Raw genomic sequence first — 24,192 nt, forward strand, 5'->3', positions numbered from 1 at the left:
GACAGCATTACCTCCCCCCTCCTCTGCGTCTCGCCGATGACTTCTCAAGTGCCTGACCAAGCATTGTCAGGTCTTGATATCGGTAAATAACCCTCTGTTCATCCCGTCCAGGTGCAAACCCGTGCGGTAGCCATGTCCCGACCGGACCGGTTGCCACCCAAGTCACGGCAAACCTGTGCGGTAGCCATGCCCGGCGCTGGACAGAAGGGGACGATCACCGTGCCAGCGAGCACCTGCAGGACTACAGGGATGTCACCCGAGCGGGACTTAATTCTTTTCGCCCATGCAATTTCAGCCGTGCCCGCACCAGGCCGGCGAGTGGCTCAGCCAGCCCCACTTCAGCCCGCTTCCGTCACCGGCATCCCGGCCCTGGTTAGTTCGGAAAGTGCGCGACAGACAGCCTTGGGAAAGTTCGCCTATTTCCACTGCCGAATCCTGCGGATTAATTACCGGCAACGGTGCAAAAGGGTACTGACCGACGTTCATCAGACGGTCATTAACTCAATAAAGATTAAAACGATCCGCTGCATTTTTTGTTGACTGCCGGGCACTGTGAAAGCCAGTTTCAATCACGTTAATTGCGCCCTGAATGCGCACAGAGAGGATGCCCCGATGGCAAGGAATGATCTATCGGAATCGACATTAGGATGTCTAATTGGCGGCGCCGGTCCGGCAGGCCTGGGATTCCTGTTCAATGCCATCAAGCGCGGCGCCCTGGAGCAACTCGCCCAGGCCGGCACCATCATCGTCGATGCCGGGACCGAACTCGGCGCCGGCAAGCTGGGTGACTACCAGATCATCGCCAACTCGGTCAGCGACGTCTTTCTGGACTGCCTGCGCGATCCGCTGCTGGCGCCCATCCTGGCCCCGCTGCAAGCGTCCCCGACCTTTCGCCACCTCAAGCTGAATTCCCAGGAAGCACCGGCGCTGCCCATCGTCGGCCAGCTCTTCCAGCAGGCCGCCGGCCTGGTCCTGCCCTGGCTCGAACGCCAGTACGGCATCCCCACCTGGCGCCAGACCCGCATCACCGAAGTGACCTGCGAAGGCTCGAGCTATGTCGTCTGGCTGGAACAGGCCGGTGCCATCCGCCGCGTCCGCACCTCCAGCCTGGTGCTGAACCTGGGCGGCAAGCAGACCCGCCACAGCTTCGAAGAAAGCATCCAGGCCATGGGCCTGCAGCTGCCCCAGAGCGCCTCGATCGACAGCTCCGACAACCTGCTGCGCCTGCAACCCGAAGCCCTGCGCCAGCGCTATCGGGCCCGCCTCAAGGATGGCGGCCCGATCTGCGTGGTCGGCGGCTCCCACAGTGCCTTCTCCGCCCTGGACAACCTGGCCAGCGCCCTGCACCACGACGGTCTGCGCGAACTGACCCTGGTCCATCGCTCGCCGATCCGGCTGTTCTACGAGACCGCCGCCGAAGCCCTGGCCGCCGGCTACGCCTTCGATCCGCTGCAGGACATATGCCCCATTTCCAAGCGGGTCAACCGCTCCGGCGGACTGCGCTACCGCGCCCACGAGATCGGCCGCCAGGTCCTGGCCGGTCAGGGCATCGGCGGTACCCCGGTCAAGGTCAGGACGCTGCAACTGGATGGCAGCGCCGGGCAACTCGCCAGCGCCCAGACGCTGTTCGACAGCGCCGCCCTGCTGGTACAGGGCATGGGTTACCAGCCCATAGTGCCCGAGCTGCGCTGCCAGGACGGTCGTCCGCTGACCCTGCGCACCCTGCGCGGCGGCCTGGACTCCGACGCCGCCGGCAGCCCGCTGGACCAGCATGGCCAGCGCCTCAAGGGCCTGCACCTGTTCGGCCTGGGCTCGGGATTGGCAGTGGATCCCCGCCTGGGGAGCGAGGCGTCCTTTTCCGGACGCATCTACGGGGTCTGGCAGTTCCACAACGATGCCAGTCGCGAGGCCCTGGAGTCGGTTCTGGAGCGTCTGGACAAGCCCGGCGCCGCCTTCCGGCAACCGGCCAGCCCGGTCGCCGAACACGCTTGACCGAACCGACACGTATCAAGGACTCGATAAGCAGGTACCGGATCATGATCAATGTGACCAAGCCCTACCTTGGCGATAAGGAACGCTTCAAGGCGTATATCGACAAGATCTACGCCAACAACTGGATCACCAACCAGGGACCTCTGCACGCTCAGCTCGAAGAGCGCCTGCGCGACTATCTGGGCGTCAGAAACATCATCCTGGTCAACAACGGTACCCTGGCCCTGCAGGTCGCCTATCGCGCCCTGGGCCTGACCGGCAGCGCCATCACCACGCCGTTCAGCTTCGTCGCCACCACCAGCACCCTGCACTGGGAAGGGATCCGGCCGGTCTTCGCGGACATCCATCCGGAAACCTGGAACCTGGACCCGGCCAACGTCGAAGCCGCCATCGAGCATGACACCTCGGCCATCGTCGCCACCCACGTGTTCGGCAATCCCTGCGATGTGCGCGGCCTGCAGCAGGTCGCCAACCGCCACGGCCTGAAGGTCGTCTACGACGGTGCCCACGCCTTCGGCACCCTGTTCGAAGGCCGCTCGGTACTGCAGTGGGGCGACATCACCACCGTCAGCTTCCACGCCACCAAGCTGTTCCACACCATCGAAGGCGGCGCGATCATCACCGAGGACGACGAGCTCGCCGAGCGCGTCCGCCGCATGATCAACTTCGGCATCGTCGATGCCGAACGCATCGAAGGCGTGGGCATCAACGCCAAGCTCAACGAGGTCTCCGCGGCCATGGGCCTGTGCATCCTCGACGAGCTGGAAGACATCCTGGCCCGCCGCGCCGTCATCGGTCAGCACTATGAAAGACGCCTGCAAGGCGCCTTCGACCTGCAGCGTCCCACCTACGGCACCCAGCTGAACTACAGCTACTTCCCGGTGGCCCTGCGCGACGAGCCGAGTCTGCTGGACACCAAGAAGGCGCTGAACGCCGTCGGCATCAATCCGCGCCGCTACTTCTATCCGTCGCTGGAAACCCTGGATTACCTGCAGCCCCAGGCGATCAAGCCGGTCTCGCGCAAGCTGAGTCACCGCATCCTCTGCGTGCCGCTCTATCCGGACCTGCCGCAGGCGACCCAGGACCTGCTGATCGACACCCTGCTCCTCGCGCAGCAGAAAAAGACCAGCATGGAATCCCTGCGGGCGCTCATCACTCCGGCACAGCTGCTGCCGAGCTGGGATTTTCCCGGCGACTCCTCTCCTGTTCTAACTTGACCCTGGCCCGCTATCTCCCATGACCAGTCCCGCGAAAGTGTCGGTGTTGCGCAACACCCTGATCAACTATGCCGGCCAAGCCTATGCGCTGCTGATCGGCATCTTGATCCAGCCGATGTATCTCGGTCATCTGGGTGCCGAAACCTATGGTCTGATCGGCTTCTTCGCCGTGCTGCAGACCTGGCTGCAACTCCTCGACGTCGGCATTTCCGCCTCCCTGGTGCGCGACGTCGCCCATGGCCGCGGCCAGACCGGCGCCGGGCGTACCCGCGGCCAGCTGCTGCGCTCGCTGGAATTCATCTTCATCCCCCTGGCGACCCTGGCCTTTGTCGCCATCGAGCTGAATTCGGAGTGGATGGCGGGTCACTGGCTCAACGTCCAGGGCCTGCCCACCGAGACCGTGGCCCACTGCATCGGCCTGATGGGGCTGATGATCGCCTTCCGGCTGCTGTCGACGCTGTACAAGAGCGGCGTCCAGGGGGTCGAGCTGCACGGTTGGCTGAATCTGGTCAATGTGCTGATCGCCACGGTGCGCTACTTCGGCGGCCTGATCCTGGTGATGTGGATCTCCCAGGAGCCGCTGGACTTCTTTGTGTTCCAGGCCTTCGTCGCCGTCTTCGAGATGCTGGTCTATGCACTAAAGGCCTATCGCCTGCTGCCCAACCCCACCTGGTGGAGTGGCTTCGACTGGCAGCGGGTGAAGCCCATCGTGCCCTTCGCCCTGAGCATGTCCTTTACCTCGATCCTGTGGATCGCCCTGACCCAGCTCGACAAGCTGGTGCTGTCCAAGGCGCTGCCGCTGGCCGAGTACGGCTACTTCAGCCTGGTGGCGCTGATCTCCACCGGCATCGTCACCCTGACCAACCCGCTGGTGCAGGCGCTGCTGCCGCGCATGACGGTGCTGGTGTCCCAGGACAAACCGCTCGAACTGGAACGGCTCTACCGCAACGCGGCGCGCTTCGCCTTCGCCATCCTGCTGCCGCTGGCGGCCATGGTGGCCTTCCATGGCGAGGCGCTGGTCTTCGCCTGGACCGGTGACAAGGTCTCCGCCCACTGGAGCGAGCCGATCCTGTTCTGGTACGCCCTGGGCTCGGCGCTGCTCGCCCTGAGCCAGTTCCAGTTCTATCTGCAGTACGCCTACGGCAAGTTGCGCCTGCACGTCTGGTACAGCCTGGTATCCGCGGCCATCTCGGTGCCCATCGTGATCCTGGTGGTCCTGCACTACGGCGCCTATGGCGCGGCGCTGGCCTGGTTCTTCATGCGCCTGATCCCCTTCGTGATCTGGCCGATGATCGTCCACGGCCGCTTCGCGCCGACGCTGCAGCGCTACTGGAACCAGGATCTGCTGGTGGCCGTGGTGGTGACCGCCATCGGCGTGGGCCTGAGCAAGCTGCTGTACCAAGAGATTCAACCGCAGGAGCGGTTCTCCATCCTGGCCACCCTCGCCCTGGGCGGTGGCCTGACCCTGGTGCTGATGGCGCTGAGCTACGTGCTCTGTTCTCCGAAACAGACCCGCTCGCGCCTGTTTTCCCAACTCTACAAAGCAGGTATCTGACATGGACGCTCGGACCGAAGCAGAGATCATGAAGCACTGGCCGACGGATTGCAGTCGGCCGGTCGCCAGCATCGTCTGCCTGACCTTCAATCATCGTGACTACATCGGCCAGGCCATCGACGGCTTCCTGCGCCAGCAGACCGATTTCCCCTTCGAGATCATCGTCAACGACGACGCCTCGACCGATGGCACCCGGGAAATCCTCCAGGACTACGAGCGCCGCTACCCCCGGCTGATCCGCCTGATCCTGCAAAAGGAAAACCAGTACAGCCAGGGCAAGCCCTATGGCATGCCGGTGTTCCAGCACGCCCGCGGCGACTACATCGCCTACTGCGAAGGCGACGACTACTGGAACGATCCACGCAAGCTGCAGCTGCAGGTGGACTTCCTGGAGAACAACAGGGACTACGCCCTGACCTTCCACGCGTCCTATGCCTTCAATGACAAGGGGATCGTCAATCCGCAGCGCTTCAGTGGCCAGGATCACTACGATCGCAGCGAAACCGACCTGAAGAAGGCGCTGCCGCTGTCCACCTTGACCGCCTGCTTCCGCAACGTCCTGCGCGAATTGCCGCCGGAGCTGGAAACCGCCGCGCTCATGGACATCGTCTGGTGGTCGCTGCTCGGCGCCCACGGCAAGGGCAAGTTCATGGACGAGATCCGCCCCGCCGCCTATCGCGTGCACGAAAACGGGATCTTTTCCATGCGCGCCAGCCAGAAGCGGCTGCAGATGGACCTCCACACCCAGTACTGCCTGGCCAACTACTACTACCGGCTGGGCGAGCGCGACCTGCATGTCTTCTTCCTGCGCCAGGTCCTGAGTCTTTCGCTGTCCTCGATTCCACCGACGCAGAAGGTCAAGGCGCTTCTGCGGGCGGTAAGCAACATCACCCTCAACATCGGCCGACGCTTCGCCCCCAAACGCGTCACCTACTGAACTTGCACAGCGCAGCTTTCCGGCTGCCATGTATCCAGCTAAAAGGAAGGGACCCCAATGACCGTCATGCAGCGCTCTTCGTTCGAACAACACGAAGAACAACATCTGGATCTCAAGACGATGGCCCTCACGCTTCTTGACCACAAGAAGCTGATCGCGGGCATCACCGCGGGCTTTCTGGCCGTGGGCATCGCCTACGCCGTGCTGTCCACCCCGCAGTACGTCGCCGGGGCGATGATCCAGATCGAACCCAAGAAGAATGCGCTCACGGCGGTCGCCGAGACCGTGGTGCGACCCAATTCCGCCTCGCCGGCCGTGGCCGAGATCGAGCTGCTGAAGTCGCGTGCGGTGCTGACCAAGACCGTGGAGAACCTGCGCCTGGACATCGAGGCCAAGCCGCGCTTCTTCCCGCTGATCGGCCACTACCTGTGGCGCCACTACGAAGCCGAAAAGCCGGGTCAGCTGGCGGACAGCTGGCCGCAACTGCGCGGCTTCGCCTGGGGCGGCGAGCAGATCGACGTCTTCCAGTTCGACGTGCCGGACGACATGTACGGCGAGACCCTGACGGTGGTCGCCGGCAGCAACGGTCGCTATCGCCTGCTGGACAAGGACAAGCAGCCGCTGCTCGACGGCCAGGTCGGCCAGATGGCCGCCGGTAACGGCTATCGCATGCAGATCAAGACCCTGACCGCGCGCCCCGGCACCGAATTCAAGGTAACCCGCAATCGCGTCATCACCACCGCGCAGCTCTATCAGACGCGCATCAAGACCAGCGAAGCCGGCAAGGAATCGGGGATCATCTATCTGTCGCTGGCGGACGAGAATCCCGACCTGGCCAAGAGCGTCCTGTCCGAGATCAGCCGCCTGTACGTCATGCAGAACGTCGAGCGCAGCTCGGCGGAAGCCGCCCAGCGCCTGGACTTCCTGCGCGGCCAGCTGCCGGCGGTGCGCAAGGACCTGGAAAGCGCCGAAGCGGCCCTGAACAGCTACCAGACCAACAGCCGCTCCGTGGACATCAGCCTGGAAACCAAGGCCGTCCTGGACAAGATCGTCACCCTCGACACCTCCATCTCCCAGCTCAAGCTCAAGCAGGCCGAATACGATCGCCTCTATACCCGCGATCACCCCAGCTACAAGACCCTGCTGAACCAGCTCGCCCAGCTGGAAGTGGAAAAACGCAGCCTGCAGCGCAAGGTGGAAGCCCTGCCCAGCACCCAGCAGGAACTGCTGCGCCTGAACCGCGACATGAAGGTCACCAACCAGACCTATCAGCTGCTGCTGAACCAGGCCCAGGAACAGGACATCATCCGCGCCGGCACCATCGGCAACGTGCGCCTGGTCGACAACGCTGACGTCAACCTCGACGAGCCGGCCACCAACCGCAAGATCGCGCTGATCCTGTCGCTGCTGCTGGGTCTGGTGACCTCGGTGGTGGTGGTGTTCGTCCGCCAGGCCTTCCAGAAGGGCATCGAGAATCCCGACACCGTCGAGCAGATCGGCCTGCCGGTCTATTCCACCCTGCCCTTCACCAAGGACCAGGAGCGCCTGAATCGTCGCCTGAAGAAGAAGACCCGTACCGGCGAACCCAATCTGCTGAGCGTGGTGCAGCCGGCCAACCTGGCGGTGGAGTCCCTGCGCAGCCTGAGATCCAGCCTGCACTTCGCCATGCTGGAAGCCAAGAACCGGGTGATCATGATTTCCAGCCCGACCCCGGGCGTCGGCAAATCCTTCGTCTCCAGCAACCTCGCGGCGGTGGTCGCCCAGTCGGGTCAGCGCGTGCTGCTGATCGACGCCGACATGCGCAAGGGCTATCTGCACCGCGTGTTCGGCCTGCAACCGCAAGCCGGCCTGTCCGAACTGCTGACCGGTCGCAGCAAGCTGCGTGAAACCATCGTGCCGAGCGGTATCGCCCAGCTGGACATCATCAGCTGTGGTCAGTCCGCGCCGAATCCCTCGGAGCTGCTGATGCACGCCAACTTCTCCCGCCTGCTGGACGAAGTGGGCAGCCTCTACGACCTGGTGATCATCGATACCCCGCCGATCCTGGCGGTGACCGATGCCGCCCTGGTGGGTCGCCTCGCCGGCACCACCCTGCTGGTTACCCGTTTCGGTCAGAGCACCCTCAAGGCGGTGGAGAACTCCCGTCGTCGCTTCGCCCAGAACGGCATCACCATCAAGGGCGCCATCCTCAACGGCGTGCAGCGCAAGGCCTCGACGTCCATGGAAGACGATGGCGTCTATGGCTACTACGAATACGGCCCCCGTACCTGATACGCCGCTCCGCCGCGCCTGACTGCCCCTAGAGAAGGAACTCGCCCATGACGCTCGCCCATCCCGCCGGTCACTGGTACCTGGTGCAGACCAAGCCCAATCAGGAAGTCCGCGCCGAAGAAAACCTGAGCAGACAGGGTTATGTCTGCTTCCGGCCCCAGCGCGAGCGCAAGGCCTCCGGCAGAAGTCGCGCGAGCGGCAGCGAGTCGCTGTTCCCGGGGTATCTGTTCATTCAGCTCAACGACGTGAACGACAACTGGTACCCCATTCGCTCGACGCGCGGCGTCAATCGGATCGTCAGTTTCGGCACCCAGCCGACGGCCGTGAGCGAAGGCATCATCGACGACATCCGCCAGCGCCTCGCCGCGCTGGCGGAGCCTGCACCCAGCCATCAGCCCGGTGAGACCGTGCGGGTCCAGTACAGCCAGGAGCTGGAAATGGACGCCGTGTTCCTGAGTGCCGATGGCAACGAGCGGGCCATCATCCTGCTGCGCATCCTGCAGCGCGAACAACGGGTCAGCGTCGCTCTTGATCAACTGTCGGCAGTCGCCACCGTCAACCAGCGGCTGCGCGCCTGACCAAGAACTGTAAGGCCCTTTGGAGGAATCTGTTCATGCAATGCAAGACCACGGTCGTTACCGTCACCTACGGCAATCGCCTCGGCTACCTGGAGCAGCTGGTCACCCGCGCCCTGGCCGAACGCACCATTCACCAGGTCGTCGTGGTGAGCAATGCGGCGACGGTGTCGCTGGATAGCCTCGAAACCCGCTGGCCCGGTCAGGTCAAGGTGATCGCCCTGAGCGAGAACACCGGTTCCGCCAACGGTTACGCCGTGGCCCTGGAAGCGGCCCTGGCCACCGATACCACCCACATCTGGATGATGGACGACGACAACGCGCCGCTGGGCGATGCCCTCGACGTGCTGCACCGTCGCCTCGACGAACTCGGCGCCGTCCACGGTCGCGACAAGGTCGCCGTGCTCGGCTACCGGCCGACCCAGCAGGCCGACATCGCCCAGTGCATCCCGACCCGGATGATCACCCAGCCGCGTTCGAGCTACTTCGGCTTCCACGTGGCGCGCATCCCCTACAAGATCTGGCGCCGCCTGCCCTGGGGCCGTCCGCGCGGTGGCCAGCCGGAAGCCCTGGTCGAGCTGCCCTTCGCCCCCTATGGCGGCATGCTCGCCCACCGCAGCCTCTATGAGCGCATCGGCCTGCCGCTGCGCGAGCTGGTGCTCTACTCCGACGACACCGAGTACACCTACCGCATCACCCAGGCCGGCGGAAAGCTGTTCATGGTCACCGAGGCGGAGCTCGAAGAACTGGAGCATTCCTGGAACATCAAGGAAGGCACCAGCAACGTCTACCAGAACTACCTGCAGGCCGGCTCGGACTTCCGCGCCTACTACGCCGCGCGCAACCAGGCCTGGTTCGACAAGAACGTCTGGGCCAGCTCCCGGCCGATGTACAGCCTCAACCGCTACGTCTTCCACACCCTGCTCAAGCTGTTCGCCCGTGACGACAAGAGCCGTCAGCGCCTGGCGCTGATCCGGCAGGCGGTCCAGGACGGCGAAACCGGCGCGCTGGGGATAAACCGCAGCTATCCGCTATGAAACTGCTCTTTCTCAACAGCTTCTATCCGCCCCACGTGGGCGGTGGCGCGGAGCTCATCCTGCAACGCAGTGTGGAAGGCTTCCAGCAGCGCGGTCACGACGTGGCCGTGCTGGTGACCGGTCCCGAGCAGGGTGTGCGGCAGGAGACGGTGAACGACGTTCGCGTCTATCGCGCCGGGCTGAAGAACTTCTACTGGCCCCTGACCCAGCAGCGCCCCGGTCCGCTGGCGCGCTTCGGCTGGCACTTTCGCGACCAGTACAACAGCGCGATGCGAGCGCCCCTGCGCCAGGTGCTGCAACAGGAAAAGCCGGACCTGGTGGTGTGCCACAACCTGTCCGGCTGGTCGGTCGCGGCCTGGGACGAGATCCGCGCCAGCGGCGTCCCCATCGTGCAGGTGCTGCACGACATGTACCTGCTGTGCCCGAAGAACACCCTGTTCAAGAAGGGCCAGAGCTGCCAGAAACTCTGTGGCAGCTGCGCGGCGCTGCGCCGGCCCCACGCCGAGCAGTCCGCCAAGGTGGATGCCGTCGTCGGCGTCAGTCGCTACCTGCTGGACACCATCGTGAACAAGGGTTACTTCGGCGGCGTTCCGCGCCAGGTCATCCATAACGCCAGCCTGATCGCCGGCAGCAATGCCGAGACCGCGCCCCCCAATCCGGACGGCGTCGTCCGCTTTGGCTACATGGGCACCCTGTCGGAGAACAAGGGCGTGGGCTGGCTGATCGAGCAGTTCCAGCGGCTGTCGCTCAACGCGACCCTGACCATCGCCGGCAAGGGCCAGCTGGATTACGAAACCCAGCTCAAGGCCATGGCCGATCCGCAAAGGGTCAGCTTCGTCGGCTACCAGAAGCCCGAGGCCTTCTATCGGAGCATCGACGTCTTCGTCGCGCCGTCGCTGTGGGCCGAGCCCTTCGGCATGGTCGCCGTCGAGGCCTGCGCCTTCCAGAAACCGGTCATCGCCAGCCGCATGGGCGGCCTGCCGGAGATCGTCCGCGATGGCGTCAACGGCCTGCTCTGCAACCCCGACGATCGCGACTCCCTGGGCCGCGCCCTGCAGTGCCTGCACGACGACGCCGAGTTGCGCCAGCGGCTGAGTCTGCTGAGTCGTACCGCGGTGGCCGATCTGCTGAGCATGGACACCATGCTCGACCAGTACCTGGCGCTCTTCGAGGACGTCCTGGGCAAGGCGCAACACGGCTCCACCAAACCGCTTCACGTACCTCACACACAGCTTTCCAACTGATCCACCCCAGGTCACGGCAACGGGCAGAATCATGATCATCGTCAATTCCCGCTTCATCACCCAGGATCTTCGCGGCGTCCAGCGCTTCGCGGAATGCATCTCGCTGGAGCTGGCGAAGCTGCGATCCGACCTGCGCTTCGTCGCGCCGCCCGGCGTCGTCAGGCCCGACGTGGCCAAGCGGCTGAACATCGAGATCATCGGCACCCGCCAGGGCCAGCGCTGGGAGCAATGGGACCTGCCGAACTGGCTGAAGAGTCAGGGCAGCCCCCTGCTGCTGTCGCTGTGCAGCACGGCGCCGCTGCTCTACACCAACCAGATCGCCACCCACCACGACATCAACTACGTGCGCTTCCCCGAGAGTTACTCGTGGAAATTCCGCACCTCGTACCGCTGCCTGATCCCCATGCTGCTCAAGCGCTCGAATGCCCTGATCACCGTGAGTGAATTCTCCCGGGACGAGATCTCGCGCTTCTATCGCTATCCAAGCGACTCGATCACGGTCGTGCCCAACGCCGTCGCCGACGCCTTCACCCTGGAGTCGCGGATCGACAGCGCTGACACCCCCTATCTGCTGGCGGTGTCCTCGCCCAGCTACCACAAGAATTTCTCGCGGATGCTGGAAGCCTTCGCCGCCCTGCCGCGGGACCTCAAGGTCGAATTGCGCATCGTCGGCGACAGCCACGCCGTGTTCGGCCAGAGCGATCTGGCGACCCTGGCCGCCCGGGATCCGCGGGTCAAGCTGCTCGGTCGCATCGACGATGCCGAGCTGGCGCGCCAGTATCGCCAGGCCACCGCCTTCGTCTTTCCGTCGCTCTACGAGGGTTTCGGCATTCCGCCCCTCGAAGCCCAGGCCTGCGGCTGCCCGGTGATCTCGGCCAATACCGCCTCCATGCCGGAAGTGCTGCAGGACAGCGTCCTCTACTTCGACCCCTACGAGACGGCCAGCATCACCCAGGCGATGCGCACCATCCTCCAGGACGCACCGCTCAGGGAGGCGCTCCGCGCCAAGGGCCTGGCCAACATCCAGCGCTTCAACTGGCAGACCTCCGCGAGCAAGGTCTCCGACCTGCTGGACAACGCCCTGGCGAGCTCCTCGAAGGCCACGGCCAGGGCCGCCTGAAACGACCACAGAACAATAATTCAGCGATCAAGAACTCATGGAAGAGACAAGCAACGCCATGGCAGGCCAGAGCCGTTCCTCTATACCCCTGACGCTCGACCACGATACGAGAGCGTCCGGGCGCGCCCTTCAGGTCGCTGAATGCCACCTTCTGCAAGAAGGCTCGGACGCCACCGCGGCAGAGACCGCGGAATGTCCGGCTAACGCCGATGCTTGCGAAACGCCTGCAACAGACACCGTCTTTGCACAAAGCCCAACCATCAAGTTGCACGAGCTCGACAGCCCTTCGGACAGCATCGAGATAACCCGGCTGCCCTGGGGATATGCAGTGACCAGAAAGACCAGCACTCCATGAATCAGCACCAGCACTTGATTTCATTTCACGCTTAAGGAAGACGACATGAAAATCGCCATCGTTCACGATTGGTTGGTAACCTTTGCTGGCGCCGAACGCGTGCTTGCCGAACTGCTCGACATCTGGCCGGAGGCGGACCTGTTCAGCGTGATCGACTTCCTCTCGGACGAGGATCGGGCGCAGTTGCAGGGCAAGCAGGCGACCACCACCTTCATCCAGCGCCTGCCCCAGGCCAAGAAGCGCTATCAGACCTACCTGCCGCTGATGCCGCACGCCATCGAGCAACTCGACCTGTCCGGCTACGACCTGATCATCTCCAGCAGCCATGCGGTGGCCAAGGGCGTCCTGACCGGTCCGGACCAGCTGCACATCAGCTATGTCCACTCGCCCATCCGTTACGCCTGGGACCTGCAGCACCAGTACCTCAAGGAAGCCGGTCTCGACCGCGGCCTCAAGGGCAAGCTGGCGCGGGTCATCCTGCACTACGTGCGCATCTGGGATCAGCGCACCGCCGCCGGCGTGGACGCCTTCGTCGCCAACTCCCACTTCATCGCCCGGCGCATCAGCAAGGCCTATCGCCGCGAAGCCAAGGTCATCTATCCGCCGGTCGACATCAGTCGCTTCACCCCCAGTGGCGGCAAGGAAGACTTCTATCTCACGGCCTCGCGCATGGTCCCCTACAAGCGCATGCCGATGATCGTCGAAGCCTTCAGCTCGATGCCCGACAAGAAGCTGGTGGTGATCGGCGCCGGCCCCGAATTCGAGAAGGCCAAGGAAGTCGCCGGCCCCAACGTCACCATGCTGGGCTACCAGGACTTCGACTGCCTGCTGGACCACATGCGCAGAGCGCGGGCCTTCGTCTTTGCCGCCGAGGAAGATTTCGGCATCACCCCCATCGAAGCCCAGGCTTGCGGTACCCCCGTCATCGCCTATGGCCGGGGTGGCGTCCTGGAAACCGTGCGCGGCCTCGATACGCCCCATCCCACCGGCGTCTTCTATCCGCAGCAGACCGCTGCCTCGCTATGCGCCGCCGTACGCCAGTTCGAGGCCCTGGAAACGCCGATCAGCCAGCAGGCGTGCCGGCAGAATGCCGAGCGCTTCGCCACCAAGCGCTTCCGTCAGGAAATGCGGGCCTTCGTCGAAGCCCGGGTCGCCGCCCTGCACCTGCCCGCCGACCTGGATCTGGACATCGTGACGCCCTTTCCCAGCAAGGGCCTGCAGCCGAGTTCGCTGAGCACGGCCTGAGGGTTATTCCTTCACGTCCATGAATTCCCGCGCCCAGACTCGATACTCCTGCAGTGTCGAGTACTTGGTGGAGAGTTCCGACGCGGACAGGTCGGACGCGGTGATGTCGCGCTGCTCCCTGAGGCAGTCATAGGTCGCCTTGATCGCCGCGAAGTAGGCGGCATGCCCGTTCACCACGACCCGCACCCCGGCCTTGGCCAGGCGGGTGTTGTCACGCAACTGGGGATTGCCGTAGGTCACCAGCATCACCGGCACGCTCAGGTGCTGGGTGATCTCTTCCAGGTGAGCGAAGTCGCGAATGCCGACCATGCAGATACCGTCCGCACCCGCGGCCTCGTAGGCCTTGGTGCGGGAGATGACTTCCTCGGTGCTCAGTTCGGTGGCATTGGTCCGGGCAAAGATGCTCAAGGCCTCGTCGATACGGGCTTCCAGCGCGCCCTTGATCTTGCCGATGCCTTCTTCGACGCTGACCAGGTCGGTGGACTTGCGGCCATAGCCGGCCGGCAGCACGGTGTCCTCGATGGTCAGGGCAGCCACCCCGGCGCGTTCGAGCTCGGTGATGGTGCGCATTACGTTCAGCGCATTGCCGTAGCCGTGATCGGCGTCGGCGATGATGGGCAGCCGGGCGACCCGGCCGATGCGCGTGGCCTGCTCGACGAACTCGCTCAGGGTGATCAGGGCGAAGTCCGGCGCGGCCAGCACCTGCAGGGAAGCCACCGACCCGCCGAGGATGCCCATTTCGAAACCGAGATCATTGGCGATGCGCGCCGACATGGGATCGAAGACGGACGCCGTGTGGTAGCAGCTGTCCGATTTCAGCAGGGATCTGAACGCTAGACGCAGCTTGTGCGGGGAGGTTGGCTTCATAGGATTTTCCTTCTGGGATATACCGAACAGACAATGTTAGCGCGACAAGTAGTGGTGACACGACCAGATGTCCGGCTTTGAGATAAATCGATTCATCAAGCTGACTCACGGTCACCGCTCGGCCTCGCGCTCTTCAGGTAGCGGAAGCCAGGGTCCGAAACTCATCGAGCGGCAATCGGCCGGTGCAGCCAGGCGCCGGAAATTTCGATACCCAAGCATGCCCGGGCGACGTGACAATAGTGGCCAGGCCCTGCCTTCCTGCCAATCCCGTCATTGCCCAATGCCATCATGCTCGCCGCCGACTTCCTAGACCGCTTCACCGCCCTGGATCTGTTTCTGACCCGGCATCAGCACCTGTGGCGGCCCAGACCCTTCGTCGAGCGGGAGCTGGCCTGGGAATCGAGTCATCCGGACTTGGCCCGCTGGCTGCGGGCCCGCAGCCTGGAAGAAGCCGAGGCGGCCCATAATACGCCCCAGCTGCTGGATGCACCGGAACCCTTCCGCTCGCTGGCCGCCACCTCGCTGGCGCTGAGCCGGGTCGACGAACGCCAGGCGCAACCCGGCCGCGATCTGCCTGGCAAGCAGGAAGTCGACGTGCCCGGACGCAAATGGCTGCAGATTGAAGCCTTCGCCCGCACGCTGGATTTCCAGCAACCCGTGCAGCGCTGGGTCGACTGGTGCGCGGGCAAGGGCCACCTCGCCAGGCACCTGACCCATCAGGGTGCGCCGGCTGTCTGCCTGGAGGTCGATACGGCCCTCGTCGAGGCAGGCGAAAGGCTCAGCCACCGGGCTCGAACCCCGGTGCACCATTATCAGGCCGATGTGCTCCAGCCGCTGGCAGGGGAACCGCTCGGCAGTCGCGACACACCCGTCGCCCTGCACGCCTGCGGCGACCTGCATGTCCAGCTGCTCAGGGTGACCGCGGAACGTGGCTGTCGGCAGCTGGCCCTGGCGCCCTGCTGCTATGACCGCATCGCCGCCGCGGCCTATGGCCCGCTGTCGGTGCCGGCCAAGGCCTCGGCGCTGCGCCTGGACCGGGAAGCCCTGCGCCTGGCGCTCTGTGAAACCGTCACCGGCGGGCAGCGGGTGCGGCGCGACAGAGACCTGTCCATGGCCCGCCGGCTGGGCTTCGATCTCCTGCAACGCGAGATCAGCGGGTGCGACGCCTATCTCAGTACGCCGCCGCTGCCCAGTCACTGGCTGCGCCAGCCCTTCTCGGCCTTCGGTGCGGAACTGGCGCTGCGCAAGGGATTGCCACTGCCCGCGGGGATCGACTGGCCATTCTGGGAACAACAGGGCTTCCAGCGGCTGGCAGAAGTTCGTAATCTCGAACTGCTGCCCGGTCTGTTCCGGCGCCCTCTGGAGCTCTGGCTGGTGCTGGACCAGGCGCTGTTCCTACAGGAGCAAGGTTACAGTGTGAGGTTGGGGACCTTCTGTCCCGCCAGCCTGACCCCGCGAAACCTGCTGCTGACCGCGGAAAAACGCCACTCGGCATAGGCCTACAGCCGCTCTACCCTGCACGTTTGTCGGAATTTGAGCGGAGGATTGTAAAAAATACCTTTTGGTGATGGACTTCTCACAAAGTCTGCACAATAGTTAGGTTGCAATCTCGCAAAAAAAGCAGGAATAACAAAAATGCGCTACTACCTGCCCGTTTGGACCGGCGTTGCCGGTTGCCTCGTCTTCGCCCAAGCCCAGCTGCCCTGGCTTGCGGTGGCCTCCCTCCTTGTCAGCTGGTCTTTCCTGCTGTTCTCGCACGACAACACGAGAAATTCGGCCTGGCATTCCAAGATCTCCAGTCTCCCCGTCAACTCCCCCCTGAGTTTTCAGTCCCATCATCGCCATTGAGGCGTGTTCCAGGCCAGGGACTGGCCTACACCCGACCTGACCGGTCTGGCTGTCTCATTGTTTGGTGAAGCAGCTCACAATTCCCGCATCCCGCATTAAAGTCCGACGGAACGTTTTAGCCCCTTCCGCTGCCCAGGCAAGCCACTCATCGCACCCTGATGCGAGAGAAGTGTGCCAGCCGTCCGCCCGCGCTGTGACGCACTCCGCCCTTCTTCACTTCCCCTCCCCTGCCGCAGCCCGAGTGGCGTGCTATTTGCCCTGATCTGGGGCAACTCGACAGCATCGTCCGGCCTTTCTACCGTGTGAACCTCTTAATCAGTGCCGAGTCCTAACGTCGCTACAGCCATCATGGCCTTTAGCGATCGGTGGTCAGTCATCGGTCCTAGAGCGCCATAGTGAACATTTCATACGCTGGTAGCTGCCTCGCCCAGTTGAAAGTTCGTGCACGGTATACGCACAAGGATGGAACCATGAATTTGAAAGAACGCGGCATTTTGCATACGAATTCCTCGGCAATCTCGCTCGCACACCGCCTGCTCGATCTCGCCGTGATCACGCTGAGCGCCTACGTGGCAGGTACCTGGGCGTCGGACACCGGCATGCGTCCCGAGCATTGGGTCGTCATCTTCCTGTCCTTGCTGATCTTCCACTTCCTCACCGAGCTGAACCACGTCTATGGTTCCTGGCGCGGCGAGCGCATCACCGATGAACTGCTCAAGATCGCCACCTACTGGGTGCTGACCTTCGCGACCGTGTTCATGGTGGACTACTTCTTCTTCGATCAGTCCTATCTGACGCCTGGCGTGATGCAGGGCTGGCTGGGCCTGACGCTGGGCACCCTGTGCGGTTATCGCGTGCTGCTGCGCTCGATCATGCATTCCCTGCGCAAGGCCGGCATCAATACCCGCAACGTCGCCATCGCCGGCAACGGCATGGTCGCCCAGCGCCTGGCGCACACCATCAGCACGGCGCCCTGGATGGGCCTGCGCATCGCCGGCTTCTATAGCGACAACCAGGACACCGGTGAAGAAGGCGTGCCCAGCCCGGCACTGAATGGCGGCCTCGACCAGCTCATGCAGGACGTCCGCTCCGGTCGGGTCGACAAGGTCTACATCACCCTGGGCATGGCCGATCAGAGCAAGATCAACTGGCTGGTCCAGGAGCTGAGCGACACCACGGCCTCGGTGTACATCATTCCGGACATCTTCATGTTCCACCTGCTGCACGCCCGCAGCGAAAGCCTGGACGGCCTGCCCAGCATCAGCATCTTCGATACCCCGATGGATGGCGCCAGCCATATCGTCAAGCGTATCGAGGACATCGTGCTGTCTTCGATCATCCTCGCCATGATCTCGCTGCCCATGCTGGCCATCGCCATCGGCATCAAGATCACCTCGCCCGGCCCGATCTTCTTCAAGCAGAAGCGCTACGGCATGGACGGCAAGCCGATCGAAGTGTGGAAATTCCGCAGCATGAAGGTCATGGAAAACGGGGCCAAGGTCACCCAGGCCACCAAGAATGACTCCCGCATCACCCCGTTTGGTGCATTTTTACGACGTACGTCTCTCGATGAATTGCCTCAATTCATTAATGTACTCCGCGGCGAAATGTCCATCGTCGGTCCCCGCCCCCACGCCGTCGCTCACAACGAGCAGTACCGCAAGCTGGTGCAGGGCTACATGCTCCGCCACAAGATGAAGCCCGGCATTACCGGTTGGGCTCAGGTCAACGGCTGGCGCGGCGAGACCGACACCCTGGACAAGATGCAGAAACGCGTCGAGTTCGATCTGGACTACATCCACCACTGGTCCTTCTGGTGGGACGTCAAGATCATCTTCCTCACGCTGTTCAAAGGCTTCATCAATAAGAACGCATACTGAGTCTGGCCGGGGCCGCTGGCCCCACTGCTCAGCACGACGATCTGGAGCCTGGACTCCTGACTCTAATTACATCGGCAGCGAGCAACTCCCGAGGGGATTGCTGGGCTATCTGCCGTCGATACCTGTTGTCCGGACAACAGGAAGGTTTTGAAGAATGATCAAGTCGATATTGGTTGTATGCGAAGGGAACATCTGCCGTAGCCCGGTCGCAGAAGCACTACTGGCCAAGGCCCTGGAAGGCCGTGACGTCCAGGTCGGCTCGGCCGGCATCAGGGCGCTGGTCGGCCATGGCATCGAGAAGACCGCTCAGGAGGTACTACTACGGGAGAACGGCATCGATTTCACGACCCACAAAGCTCGCCAGGCGGATGCAGAGATGCTGCGCAAGGCGGATTTGATTTTGACCATGGAAGAGTTTCACTCACGCTCCGTCGAAAGTATTGCTCCTGAAGTCAGGGGTAAGGTTTTTCTGATCGGGAAATGGTTGAGCAATCAAGAAGTACCAGACCCTTATCGCCTTTCTAAAGAGATGTTTCAAAATGTCCAAATACTTTTGACGCGCTGTGTAGACAGTTGGCTTCCATACATCAAATAGGGAAGAAGGAATTTCATGACCACGATGCCTCGCTTTACTCCCGAAGTTAAGAATGAGTCGGATATCAACTTCTCCGCACTCTTCGGTATGTTGATCGATTACAAATGGCAACTCCTGTCGGTAATCGGCATTTTCGCTGCGCTCGGCATTGGCTATGCCATCCTTGCCACGCCGATGTATTCGTCCAACGCCATGATCCAGATCGAAATGGAGAAGAAGGGCGTTACCCGACTGACCGACCAGTCCAGCGGCATGCCGCCGCCCATGCCCGAGGCGGTGACCGAGATCGAGCTGCTCAAGTCGCGCTCCGTGATCGGCAAGGCGATCGAGAACCTCAAGCTGGATATCGAGGTCAAGCCGCGCTATTTCCCGCTGATCGGCAACTTCGTCGCGCGCCGTTTCGAGCCGCAGAATGAAACCGACGTCGCCTCTCCCCTGCTCGGCCTGAACAGCTTTGCCTGGGGCGGCGAGAAGCTGGTCATCGACCAGCTGGAAGTACCGGACAGCAATCTCGACAAGCCGATGAAGCTGAAGGTCGAGGACAACCAGAACTTCACCGTCTTCAACGCCGACGACGAAGTGGTCCTGCACGGTGGCCTCGGCCAGCCGGTGAGCAATGCCGGTTACCAGATCAAGGTGACTACGCTGCAGGCTCGCCCCGGCACCGAATTCACCATCATGAAGAAGCGTTTCTCCAAGACCATCCAGGAATACCAGGGTCGCATCGTCGCCGGTGAACGCGGCAAGATGTCGGGCATCATCGGTGTCGGTCTGCAAGACGCGGATCCGCTGAAGGCCCAGGCCATCGTCCAGGAAGTCGCGGACATCTATGTTCAGCAGAACATCGATCGCAACGCCGCCGAGTCCACCCAGAGCCTGGAATTCCTGCGTGCCCAGATCCCGGTCGTGAAATCCGACCTGGAAAAGGCCCAGTCCGCGCTGAACTACTACCAGACCAACAAGAAGTCGGTTGATATCGACAGCGAGACCAAGGGTGTCCTGGAACAGACCGTTGCCCTGGACAACCAGATCTCCGAGCTGAACCTGAAGCGCACCGAGATGGATCGCAAGTTCACTCGCCAGCACCCGGCCTACCAGGCGCTGATGAGCCAGCTGGGCCAACTCCAGGCCGAGCGCGCCAAGCTGCAGAAGCGCGTCGAAGTGCTGCCGGAAACCCAGCAGGAACTGCTGCGTCTGAACCGCGACATCGAAGTGACCGGCCAGACCTATGCACTGATGCTGAACAAGGCCCAGGAACTGGAAGTCATTCGCGCCGGTACCGTGGGTAGCGTCCGCATCATCGACAACGCCAACGCCAACGTCGACGATCCGTCCGCCCCCAACAAGCCGCTGATCATCGCCGTCGCCATCATCCTCGGCGCCATCGTCGGCCTGGCCATCGTCTACACCCGCCACACCCTGCGTCGCGGCGTCGAGACCCCGGAAGCCATCGAGCAGATCGGTCTGCCGGTCTATGCCTCGATCCCCTACAGCAAGAACCAGGCGGACACCACCAAGGTACTGGGCACCAAGCAGCCGGGCGAATCCTCGCTGACCGCCATCACCCATCCGACCGATCTGAGCACCGAGGCGCTGCGCAGCCTGCGTACCAGCCTGCACTTCGCCATGATCGAGGCCAAGAACAACATCCTGATGATCTCCGGTCCCAGCCCGGGCGTCGGCAAGTCATTCGTGTCCTCGAACCTGGCCGCGGTGATCGCCGAATCCGGTCAACGTGTCCTGCTGATCGACGGCGACATGCGCAAGGGCTATCTGCACAAGCTGATGAACACCAAGCAGCAGGACGGTCTGTCCGATCTGCTGAGTGGCCGCATCGCCCTGAACGACGCCATCAAGAAGACCGAAGTCGGCAGCCTGGATTTCGTCTCCTGCGGCCAGTTCCCGCCGAATCCGTCGGAACTGCTGATGAGCCTGAGATTCACCACCGTGCTGAAGAAATTCAGCGAGCTGTACGACATCGTGATCATCGACACCCCGCCGATCCTGGCGGTGACCGAGGCCGGCATCATCGGCAGCCACGCCGGTACCAGCCTGATCGTCGCACGTTTCGGCGTGAACAGTGTCAAGGAGCTTGAGGCGACCAAGCGCCGCTTCGACCTCAATGGCATTCCGCTCAAGGGCGTGATCTTCAACGCCGTCGAACGCAAGGCCAGTAACTACGGCTCCTATGGCAACTACCACTACTCGTACGAGCAGGACGCCAAGAGCTGAGGCACTCCCCCGGCTGGACGGCTTGAACGCCGTCCGGCCAATCCCTTCAGGGATCGCGGCAGTATTCGTACAGGCGCGTCGAACAAGAAACTACCTCACACAGCGATTTCGAAGGGTTCGCTCTGAACCCGGCCACGCTTGGCAGCCTTGGATCTCGACGCTGTACCGGATTGATGATTCTGAAGAATAGGAACACGCCAATGAACGTAGTCATGGTGCTCAACTACAAGGCCCCCAACGAAACCATCAGTTGTGTGGAGAGCATCCTCAAGCACTGCCCGTCCATCGATCACACGGTGGTGGTGGACAATGATTCCCAGGACGGTTCCATCGACGTCCTGCAACGCTGGCAGGCCGAAAACGGCCTGAGCCAGGTCACCGTGCTCGCCAGTCCGCGCAACGACGGCTATGCCGGTGGCAACAACTACGGCATGCGCTGGGCGCTGGACAATCTGGCGGTCAAGCATTTCTGGGTCGTCAACAACGACGCCTACGTCAAGGACGATGCCTTCGCGCCGCTGCTGGCCGAACTGCAGCGCGCCCCCAAGACCATCGTCGGCTCGGTGATCCTGAGCTCCCAGACCGGTCGCCTGGAGTGCTATGGCGGCGGCATCCTCTATCCGCTGCTGGGCAAGTCCAAGCTGCTGGGCAAGGACATCGAGGTCAGCGAGATCTCCAAACTTGACCGTGAACCCGACTACATCATGGGCTGCAGCATGGCCTTCTGCGCCAGCCTGCTGACCGAGATCGGCTTCATGGACGAAGCCTACTTCATGTATTCCGAAGAGGTGGACTGGCAGCACCAGGCCAAGCGCAAGGGCGTCGCCCTTAAGGTTTCGCGCGAGAGCCAGCTCTATCATTACGGCTCCATGAGCTCGGGTGGACGCAGCGCCTTCTATCACTACTTCCGCAACCGCGCGGCGACCCGTTTCAATCGCAAGTTCCACGGTACCCCCTACGCACTGGTCTCCGCCGTGCTGCTGTCCGGCATCACCGTGCTCAAGGAATTCAAGAATCCGAAACTGGCCTGGTCCGGCGTCAAGGGCGCCTTCAAGGGAGCGACGATGCATGTCTAACCTACGCACCCAAGCCTTTGGTATCGACTTCTTCACCGGTACCAAGGACGAGTTGCTGAGCTCGATCAGCCAGGACATCCATCGGCCCTACAGCTACATCGTCACGCCGAACATCGACCATGTCGTGCAGCTGCAGAGCAATGCCGACCTGCGCGAGTCCTATCAGCGCGCCGGCAAGCGCATCTGCGACAGCCGGATCCTGATGCCGATCCTCAAGTCGCTCGGCGTCGCCGTGCCCGAGGTCATCACCGGCAGCGATCTGACCCTGAGCATCCTGCGCAAGGCCAACGACGAGCGCCTGTCGGTGGTGCTGATCGGTTCCAGCGAGACTGACGTCGGCAAGCTGCGCCGGATGTATCCGCACATCCAGCTGGCGCACTACAACCCGCCGATGGGCTTTATCAACGATCCGCTGGAGACGCAGAAATGCGTCGACTTCGTGATGCAGAATCCGTCGGAATTCATCCTCTACGCCGTAGGGGCGCCGCGTCAGGAAAAGCTCGCGCGGCAGATCGACAGCAGCAAGCGTACCGGCGTCGGCCTGTGCATCGGCGCCTCCATCCTGTTCGCCGTGGGCACCGTCAAGCGTGCACCGCGCTGGATGCAGAAAGCCAGGTTGGAATGGCTGCACCGGCTGTGCTCGGAGCCCAAGCGGCTGGCCAAGCGTTACGTGCACGATGCGCTGAGCATCCTGCCCATCTATCTCAAGGAACGCAGCAGTCGACGCACCTGAGTGGCTGCCCCGCAGCGTTCTCAGCCGCAAGGAAGATGACCACCGGACAAGCAGTCCGGTGGTCCCGTCTGGATGGGTAGGTCTATGAGCATTCTCCGTAAAAGTACCGTTTCCTTCGTTCTCCTGATCCCGTTGCTGATCCTGCACCTGGACGTGTTCGGCGAAAGCCCGCACAACCCGGTCGGCATCCTCTATCTGAACGAGCTGTATCTGGCCATCTGCATGGCCTTCACCTTCTTCTACCTGCTGACCAGCATTGGCACCCAGCAGCGCGAATTCAAAATCCTGATGACCTACGCCGTCTATTCGTCGGTGGTCTTCATTGGCTTGCCGGCGGTCTTTTCCTTCCTGTTCTACGGTCAGCCGCTGGTCTATGGCCTGATCGAGGAGCGGCGGATCCTGTTCTGCTTCGGCTTCGCCACCCTGATGTTCCTCGGTCGCAACATGACCGCCTCGCAATTCGAGAAGGCCCTGCTGATCACGGCGCTGCTGGCCGCCGTCATGGCCTGGATGTTCAAGTTCGGCGTGCTGCCGGACCTGCGTGACAAGCAGTCCTCCTTCGACCGCCCGGACCGTTCTTCCATCGGTGCGCCGGCGCTGTGCCTGGCCTACTTCTACTGCATCCAGACCTGGAACAAGGGCATCTCGCCGATCGATGGCTCGGCGCGCAGCAAGACCGTCCACATCGTGCTGGCCATGTTCTTCCTGCTGACCCTGGTGTTCGGTACCCAGACCCGTCAGCTGATCGTGCTGGCGCTGTGCTTCACCGTGTTCTGCCTGAAGAGCAAGTCGATCGTCTGGATCTGCGTGGCGGGGCTGCTGCTGTCGCCCTTCTTCATCTTCCCCGACCTGATGAAGGTGCTGGGGCTGAATCTGGACTTCTATGCCCAGTCGGTGCAGGACGGTCCTACCGACGGCGTGCGCGAGCAGACCCTCGGCTTCATCTTCTCGCACCTCAGCCAGAACCACTGGTTGCCGAGCGGCTCGCTGTCGCTGATGTGGAACAACGGCTTCATCCCCTATTTCGGCGAGTACTTCTTCCTCTCCGACGTCGGGGTGTTCGGCACGCTGTTCCGCTTCGGCTTCCTGGCCTTCATCATCATCCCGGTGTCGCTGTTCCTCTACTATCGCTGGGCGAAGATGCTGCACCCCGATACCGGTTTCGTGGTGACCGCCACCCTGGCCCAGCTGGTGATCTGGCCGCTGGCCGGCTTCTTCGAGTACCTCCAGGCCACCATCTGCTACCTGCTGGTGATCCAGGCGCTGCGCACGCTGCACCACTACAGCTCCGCGTCCGCCCAGGAGACCTACGTCAGCAGTCCCTACCCGCGCCCGAGCAGCCAGCTGGCTCGCCCGGTCTGATCCCTCGTGCCGCCCGGCGTCCGCCGGGCGGCCCCAAGGAGTTTTCACCCC

At 62.8% G+C, this 24,192-nt stretch carries 19 protein-coding genes; 18 read left to right on the forward strand and 1 reads right to left on the reverse strand.

The genetic code is table 11. From position 1 onward, the window contains the following. Positions 1-612: 612 nt before the first annotated feature. The 10 genes from FHR73_RS13140 to FHR73_RS13185 all read left to right on the forward strand — a co-directional run bounded on the left by FHR73_RS13140 (position 613) and on the right by FHR73_RS13185 (position 13,548). The gene (locus FHR73_RS13140; protein ID WP_183631813.1) at positions 613-1,992 is read left to right on the forward strand and encodes a pyridine nucleotide-disulfide oxidoreductase; all 1,380 of its coding nucleotides are present in this window, start codon (positions 613-615) and stop codon (positions 1,990-1,992) included. A gap of 44 nt (positions 1,993-2,036) precedes the next feature. Continuing rightward, on the forward strand, positions 2,037-3,209 hold the full coding sequence (locus FHR73_RS13145; protein WP_183631815.1) for a DegT/DnrJ/EryC1/StrS aminotransferase family protein: 1,173 nt from the start codon (positions 2,037-2,039) through the stop codon (positions 3,207-3,209). A 19-nt stretch (positions 3,210-3,228) separates the two neighbouring features. After that, a complete protein-coding gene (locus FHR73_RS13150) occupies positions 3,229-4,764 on the forward strand; it encodes a lipopolysaccharide biosynthesis protein (RefSeq protein ID WP_183631817.1) in 1,536 nt (511 codons plus the stop codon). 1 nt (position 4,765) lies between these two features. Continuing rightward, positions 4,766-5,701: a glycosyltransferase gene (locus FHR73_RS13155; RefSeq protein WP_183631819.1), complete on the forward strand. Its 936-nt coding sequence runs from the start codon at positions 4,766-4,768 to the stop codon at positions 5,699-5,701. A gap of 57 nt (positions 5,702-5,758) precedes the next feature. Continuing rightward, positions 5,759-7,972 (forward strand): polysaccharide biosynthesis tyrosine autokinase, encoded by a 2,214-nt coding sequence (locus FHR73_RS13160; protein ID WP_183631821.1) that lies wholly within the window; start codon positions 5,759-5,761, stop codon positions 7,970-7,972. A 47-nt stretch (positions 7,973-8,019) separates the two neighbouring features. Then, the gene (gene rfaH / locus FHR73_RS13165; RefSeq protein ID WP_133860432.1) at positions 8,020-8,550 is read left to right on the forward strand and encodes a transcription/translation regulatory transformer protein RfaH; all 531 of its coding nucleotides are present in this window, start codon (positions 8,020-8,022) and stop codon (positions 8,548-8,550) included. A 35-nt stretch (positions 8,551-8,585) separates the two neighbouring features. Next, complete coding sequence (locus FHR73_RS13170; RefSeq protein ID WP_183631823.1) at positions 8,586-9,584, forward strand: glycosyltransferase; 999 nt, start codon at positions 8,586-8,588, stop codon at positions 9,582-9,584. Beyond that, the gene (locus tag FHR73_RS13175) at positions 9,581-10,828 is read left to right on the forward strand and encodes a glycosyltransferase family 4 protein (protein ID WP_183631825.1); all 1,248 of its coding nucleotides are present in this window, start codon (positions 9,581-9,583) and stop codon (positions 10,826-10,828) included. The genes FHR73_RS13170 and FHR73_RS13175 overlap by 4 nt, the downstream gene beginning before the upstream one ends. 31 nt (positions 10,829-10,859) lie before the next feature. After that, positions 10,860-11,948: a glycosyltransferase family 1 protein gene (locus FHR73_RS13180; RefSeq protein WP_183631826.1), complete on the forward strand. Its 1,089-nt coding sequence runs from the start codon at positions 10,860-10,862 to the stop codon at positions 11,946-11,948. A 400-nt stretch (positions 11,949-12,348) separates the two neighbouring features. Further along, positions 12,349-13,548, forward strand: a complete 1,200-nt coding sequence (locus FHR73_RS13185) for a glycosyltransferase family 4 protein (protein ID WP_183631828.1) — start codon at positions 12,349-12,351, stop codon at positions 13,546-13,548. 3 nt (positions 13,549-13,551) lie between these two features. On the opposite strand, the gene FHR73_RS13190 is transcribed toward FHR73_RS13185, so the two are convergent. Next, positions 13,552-14,415 carry an oxaloacetate decarboxylase gene (locus FHR73_RS13190; RefSeq protein ID WP_183631830.1) on the reverse strand — a complete coding sequence of 288 codons (864 nt, stop codon included), beginning with the start codon at positions 14,413-14,415 and terminating at the stop codon, positions 13,552-13,554. A gap of 288 nt (positions 14,416-14,703) precedes the next feature. Here FHR73_RS13190 and FHR73_RS13195 point away from each other — a divergent pair, with 288 nt between their 5' ends. The 8 genes from FHR73_RS13195 to FHR73_RS13230 all read left to right on the forward strand — a co-directional run bounded on the left by FHR73_RS13195 (position 14,704) and on the right by FHR73_RS13230 (position 24,141). After that, positions 14,704-15,912: a methyltransferase gene (locus tag FHR73_RS13195; protein WP_183631831.1), complete on the forward strand. Its 1,209-nt coding sequence runs from the start codon at positions 14,704-14,706 to the stop codon at positions 15,910-15,912. 138 nt (positions 15,913-16,050) lie between these two features. After that, a complete protein-coding gene (locus tag FHR73_RS13200) occupies positions 16,051-16,263 on the forward strand; it encodes a hypothetical protein (RefSeq protein WP_133860424.1) in 213 nt (70 codons plus the stop codon). A gap of 470 nt (positions 16,264-16,733) precedes the next feature. After that, entirely contained in the window at positions 16,734-18,143 is a 1,410-nt protein-coding gene (locus tag FHR73_RS13205) for an undecaprenyl-phosphate glucose phosphotransferase (protein ID WP_183631833.1), read from the forward strand. 154 nt (positions 18,144-18,297) lie between these two features. Next, positions 18,298-18,738: a low molecular weight protein-tyrosine-phosphatase gene (locus FHR73_RS13210; RefSeq protein WP_133860422.1), complete on the forward strand. Its 441-nt coding sequence runs from the start codon at positions 18,298-18,300 to the stop codon at positions 18,736-18,738. 15 nt (positions 18,739-18,753) lie between these two features. Next, positions 18,754-20,970: a polysaccharide biosynthesis tyrosine autokinase gene (locus tag FHR73_RS13215; RefSeq protein ID WP_183631835.1), complete on the forward strand. Its 2,217-nt coding sequence runs from the start codon at positions 18,754-18,756 to the stop codon at positions 20,968-20,970. A 200-nt stretch (positions 20,971-21,170) separates the two neighbouring features. After that, entirely contained in the window at positions 21,171-22,046 is an 876-nt protein-coding gene (locus tag FHR73_RS13220; RefSeq protein ID WP_183631838.1) for a glycosyltransferase family 2 protein, read from the forward strand. After that, positions 22,039-22,779 carry a WecB/TagA/CpsF family glycosyltransferase gene (locus FHR73_RS13225; protein ID WP_183631840.1) on the forward strand — a complete coding sequence of 247 codons (741 nt, stop codon included), beginning with the start codon at positions 22,039-22,041 and terminating at the stop codon, positions 22,777-22,779. Before FHR73_RS13220 ends, FHR73_RS13225 begins: the two co-directional genes overlap by 8 nt. 84 nt (positions 22,780-22,863) lie before the next feature. Beyond that, positions 22,864-24,141, forward strand: a complete 1,278-nt coding sequence (locus FHR73_RS13230; protein ID WP_183631843.1) for a hypothetical protein — start codon at positions 22,864-22,866, stop codon at positions 24,139-24,141. The last annotated feature ends 51 nt before the right edge of the window (positions 24,142-24,192 follow it).

Origin of the sequence: Pseudomonas sp. AS2.8 (assembly GCF_014190935.1) — a bacterium.
Classification (GTDB): Bacteria; Pseudomonadota; Gammaproteobacteria; order Pseudomonadales; family Pseudomonadaceae; genus Chryseomonas.

Coding starts and splice junctions, on each gene's coding strand:
- FHR73_RS13230 (WP_183631843.1), top strand. CDS start 22,864: ATGAGCATTCTCCGTAAAAGTACCGTTTCCTTCGTTCTCCTGATCCCG.
- FHR73_RS13220 (WP_183631838.1), top strand. CDS start 21,171: ATGAACGTAGTCATGGTGCTCAACTACAAGGCCCCCAACGAAACCATC.
- FHR73_RS13215 (WP_183631835.1), top strand. CDS start 18,754: ATGACCACGATGCCTCGCTTTACTCCCGAAGTTAAGAATGAGTCGGAT.
- FHR73_RS13160 (WP_183631821.1), top strand. CDS start 5,759: ATGACCGTCATGCAGCGCTCTTCGTTCGAACAACACGAAGAACAACAT.
- FHR73_RS13175 (WP_183631825.1), top strand. CDS start 9,581: ATGAAACTGCTCTTTCTCAACAGCTTCTATCCGCCCCACGTGGGCGGT.
- FHR73_RS13190 (WP_183631830.1), bottom strand. CDS start 14,415: ATGAAGCCAACCTCCCCGCACAAGCTGCGTCTAGCGTTCAGATCCCTG.
- FHR73_RS13205 (WP_183631833.1), top strand. CDS start 16,734: ATGAATTTGAAAGAACGCGGCATTTTGCATACGAATTCCTCGGCAATC.
- FHR73_RS13155 (WP_183631819.1), top strand. CDS start 4,766: ATGGACGCTCGGACCGAAGCAGAGATCATGAAGCACTGGCCGACGGAT.
- FHR73_RS13180 (WP_183631826.1), top strand. CDS start 10,860: ATGATCATCGTCAATTCCCGCTTCATCACCCAGGATCTTCGCGGCGTC.
- FHR73_RS13145 (WP_183631815.1), top strand. CDS start 2,037: ATGATCAATGTGACCAAGCCCTACCTTGGCGATAAGGAACGCTTCAAG.
- FHR73_RS13170 (WP_183631823.1), top strand. CDS start 8,586: ATGCAATGCAAGACCACGGTCGTTACCGTCACCTACGGCAATCGCCTC.
- FHR73_RS13195 (WP_183631831.1), top strand. CDS start 14,704: ATGCTCGCCGCCGACTTCCTAGACCGCTTCACCGCCCTGGATCTGTTT.
- FHR73_RS13210 (WP_133860422.1), top strand. CDS start 18,298: ATGATCAAGTCGATATTGGTTGTATGCGAAGGGAACATCTGCCGTAGC.
- FHR73_RS13150 (WP_183631817.1), top strand. CDS start 3,229: ATGACCAGTCCCGCGAAAGTGTCGGTGTTGCGCAACACCCTGATCAAC.
- FHR73_RS13185 (WP_183631828.1), top strand. CDS start 12,349: ATGAAAATCGCCATCGTTCACGATTGGTTGGTAACCTTTGCTGGCGCC.
- rfaH (WP_133860432.1), top strand. CDS start 8,020: ATGACGCTCGCCCATCCCGCCGGTCACTGGTACCTGGTGCAGACCAAG.
- FHR73_RS13140 (WP_183631813.1), top strand. CDS start 613: ATGGCAAGGAATGATCTATCGGAATCGACATTAGGATGTCTAATTGGC.
- FHR73_RS13225 (WP_183631840.1), top strand. CDS start 22,039: ATGTCTAACCTACGCACCCAAGCCTTTGGTATCGACTTCTTCACCGGT.
- FHR73_RS13200 (WP_133860424.1), top strand. CDS start 16,051: ATGCGCTACTACCTGCCCGTTTGGACCGGCGTTGCCGGTTGCCTCGTC.